Consider the following 3,582-nt stretch of genomic DNA (forward strand, 5'->3'; position numbering starts at 1 on the left):
TCGCTGCTCGCCTCGGGCGCGACGGCCCTGCTCCGCGCGGCCGGTCCTCGTGGCGTCCGGAGGCGCCTCGAGGAGTCCCGCGCCCTCGCCGCGGCCCTCGGCGGAGGCCCGGGCGCGCGCGGATGCAGCGCTCCCGGCGTCCTCCCGGCCTGCCTGCGGGTCGTCGTGGGCGCCCTCCTCCTGCTGGCCGCCGGCCCGGCCTACACCGCGGCCGCCCTCGTCGCCGCAGCCCTCTGCGCACTCGCCCTCGCGCACGCCGTCCGCCGTTTCGCCCAGGGCTCGGAGGACGACCCGCCCGTTTGTGCCGCGGTCGCCGCCACGGCCGCGCTGCTCGCCTTCGCCACCGTCGCCGCGGCCCAGGGGATCCTCGGATTCACGGGTGTCCCGGCGCACCTCCGGGAGTTCGATCAGCAGGACCTGAGCTGGACGGCCGCCCTCGTCGGAGTGGTCGCCGCGTGCGGCCTCCTGCAGCTGGCGGGACGCGCAGCGGAACCGGTGGCCGCACCGGCGGCGGGCGTCAGGCGGCGCGGCTGATGCTCGGAGCTCCGACGCTCGATGCGCCCCCGCACCTCGTCCTCGACGGCAGCGCGGTGCGGCTCGCGCCCGCCCGCGGCTCCGTCGCCGTGATCACCTTCTGGATGCAGTTCCACAACTCCGGCACCGCCTCCCTGCACGACCTCGCCCTGTTCTGCGGCTCCTTCACCGACGGCTCGGGCGTCGAGCTCGACTACGACGAGGCCCCGGTCACCGTCGTCGGCCGGCCGGAGCGGGTCGCCCCGGGAGCGGGATTCGTGGCCGTCGCGCACTACACGATCGCGCCGCCGCGGGCGCCCCGGACGCTCCGCCACTCCATCGTGCTGCGGGGCCGCACGAGCGACGAGCGGCCCTTCACCGACGCCGCCGCACTCGAGGTCCACGTCGATCCGAGGCGCACCCCGGAGGTCAGGTTCCGTCCCCCGATGGCGGGTTCCGACACCTTGCGGTGGAGGTCAGCGACGATGCGATCGCATGAAGACTTCTCACCACCGGGCCGGATCGGCCAGGGTAGAGGGATCGCGTCGTACGGAGGACGCGCCAGAGGAAGGGACTCCGCCGTCAGGGGAATCGCAGAAGGCAGCCGACCGATCGTCGATCGCGGAGTGTCCCGCCGGGACACCGCGGCGGCCGCGTGGCTGGCCCAGAGCGGCGTCGACGTCCGCGCGAACGGCGCGTTCCGCATCGTGGCCGACACCCTCTGCAACGACGGCGTCGACGTGCTCCGGATCTGGCACTCACCGGCCCGCCTGCACCGCACCTCCGCCATCGGCCCGGGCGTCCGCCTGATCATCCCGCTCGAGGGCGCGCTCGTGATCCAGCCGGACGATCCGGCGGCGCTCGAGGTCCGCGTCGCGCCGGGCGACATCGCCTTCCTCCACTGCGACTCCCCGTTCACGATCGTGACCGACACCCCGAGCGCCCGCACCGAGATCGCCCTCGACCGCCCGCTGCTGGGCCTGGTCGACTCGGCCGACCGTGGCGCCGTCGTCACCGAGGCCGACGCGGCCAGCCGCGGCATCCTGCTCTCGACCGTCAACGCGACCTTCGGCTCCACCCTCGACGCCGACTCCCCCGCCTTCCCCCTGGTGCGGGCCGCCGTCGAGCAGCTGGCGGGCGCTGTGCTGGCGACCTCGCTGCCGCGCGAGAGCAGCGAGGACGTCTACACGCGCGCCCTCGCCCTGATCGCCGCGATGTCCACCGACCCCCGCCTCTCGGTCCAGGAGATCTGCGAGCGCCTCGGCGTTCCGAAGCGGACGCTGCAGCGCACCTTCGCGCGGAACGGCACCACCGTGTTCGACGAGATCCGCCGCGCACGCCTCACGACCGCGCGCGCCCTCCTCGGTGGGAGCGACTCCCCGCCCTCGCCCGAGCACGTGCTGAGCAGCTACGTCCGCTCGCAGCGCCTGCGCCGCGACCTGCTCCGCCTCGAGACGGTGCCCGCCTCGAAGCTGGGCTGACGCCGGGACCGCGGCGCTCTCCGCGTCGACAGCCCCGTCTGCGAGGGAGGTCACCGCGCGGGCGCACGCCTCCGGTCCGAACGCTCCGGCTCGGAGGCACCGTCGCCGCCCCGCGCTCAGTCCGGGTACGGCACCGACGCCGCCGGCCACCCCGACGCCGCGAGCTCCGCGCGCAGACGGTGGTGGTGCTGCACCGCGCCGAGCGAGTCGGTGCGGAAGGCGATCGCGAGGGCCGCGTCGGCCCAGTAGGCGTCCCAGCCGGAGTAGCGCTCGAAGACGCGGTCGCCGACGGCGGCCAGCAGCTCCCAGGCGCGCGCCGCCGGGAGGTAGCCGGCGACGTAGGCGTAGCGGATCGCGCCGATCGTGCGCTCGGCGTCGCCCGCGAGCAGGAGCAGCGGCGGACGCCCGTCGACCGCCTGGGCGAGCTCGAGGAGGTGGAACTCGCTGCCGCCGGTGAGCGCGGCGACCCGGGAGCGCATCCGCTCGGCGTCGGCGGAGGCCGAGACCTCGGCGAAGCGGGTCGAGAGCGGCCCGCGGGTGAGCACGTCGGCGACCAGCAGCTCGACGTCGTCGGCCGAGGCGATGCGGAAGTCGCGGTCGAGCGCGACCCGGTGCTCGACGAGTGGATGCAGCGGCAGCTGCTGCCACGGCGCTCCCTTCGCTCCGTCGGCGTAGCGGCGCCGCAGCTCCTCCGGGAGCTCGGCCCAGGAGGGCTGGAACGCGAGAGAGGAGTTCCAGCCGGCGAACGAGAAGTCGCTGACCGCGTCGAGCGCGAGCAGCTGCTGCTGGCGGAGCGACGGGGTCGGCGAGCCGGCCGCGCCGAGGTACGCGAGCTGCTCGCGGCGCGGCGCGCGCGCATCCCACTGCTGGAAGCCGACCGTGGCGGCGAGCAGCCCGAAGGCCAGAGCGAACGCGAACGCCGTGAACGCGACGACGCTCTCGCCGCCGCCGAGCGCGAGCCCCCACGCGAAGCCGACGAGGCCCACCGGAGCCGCGAAGGCGGTCACCAGGAGCGCGCGGCGTCCGGCGCCCTGACCGCGACGATGCGCATCGGCCGCCCGCGCGTAGCGCAGCCGGGGTCGGACGGGGAACTCGACGTCTCCGGGATGGTTCTGCAGCGGCACGGTCGCAGCCTAGGGGCGCAGGTCGCGCCGATGTGTGCTTGCCTGGTCGCATGACTCTCGCCGAAGCACTCCTCGAGCGGGCCGACCTGCAGAAGCGGATCGAGGCCCTCCAGTCGCGGATCGTCGCGAACGCCTCCTACCAGGAAGGGGAGGAGCCGACCGAGGACCCGGCCGAGCTGCTCGCCGACTGCACGCGCGCACTGGGCGAGCTCGAGCGGCTGGTCACGGCGATCAACCTCACCAACGCGACGGCGACCACTCCCACCGGAGAGGTGCTGACCGCGGCGCTCGCCCGGCGCGAAGCCCTGCGCGCGCGGCACAGCCTCCTGACCCGCGCGGCCGACGCGGCCGCAGGCGAGCGCGGCTACCGCCAGCTCCGGAGCGAGCTGCGCCGCCTGCCCGCGCTGCCGGTGCGGGAGCTGCGCGAGCAGGCGGACGCCGTGGCGCGCGAGCTGCGCGGGCTC

3 protein-coding genes and 1 pseudogene are annotated in these 3,582 nt (G+C 75.5%); 3 read left to right on the plus strand and 1 reads right to left on the minus strand.

What is annotated here, in order from left to right:
* Together C5C59_RS17425 and C5C59_RS16915 are read left to right on the plus strand one after the other, a co-directional pair.
* Positions 1 to 534, plus strand: a pseudogene (locus C5C59_RS17425) (hypothetical protein); the annotation flags it as partial.
* Entirely contained in the window at positions 534 to 1,994 is a 1,461-nt protein-coding gene (locus tag C5C59_RS16915) for a hypothetical protein (protein ID WP_104239573.1), read from the plus strand. The pseudogene C5C59_RS17425 and the gene C5C59_RS16915, both read left to right, overlap by 1 nt.
* Positions 1,995 to 2,110: 116 nt before the next feature.
* Here C5C59_RS16915 and C5C59_RS16920 read toward each other — a convergent pair whose 3' ends face one another.
* Complete coding sequence (locus C5C59_RS16920; protein WP_104239574.1) at positions 2,111 to 3,118, minus strand: DUF1266 domain-containing protein; 1,008 nt, start codon at positions 3,116 to 3,118, stop codon at positions 2,111 to 2,113.
* 50 nt (positions 3,119 to 3,168) lie between these two features.
* Between C5C59_RS16920 and C5C59_RS16925 the strand changes: the two genes are divergently transcribed.
* A partial coding sequence (locus C5C59_RS16925; RefSeq protein ID WP_104251330.1) for a DIP1984 family protein occupies positions 3,169 to 3,582 on the plus strand: 414 nt, incomplete at its 3' end.

This window comes from Rathayibacter sp. AY1F4, assembly GCF_002931775.1.
In the GTDB taxonomy this organism is placed as follows: Bacteria; Actinomycetota; Actinomycetes; order Actinomycetales; family Microbacteriaceae; genus Rathayibacter.

What these genes read in the sequence shown, in the direction of transcription:
- C5C59_RS16915 (WP_104239573.1), top strand. Translation starts at nt 534, where the DNA reads ATGCTCGGAGCTCCGACGCTCGATGCGCCCCCGCACCTCGTCCTCGAC.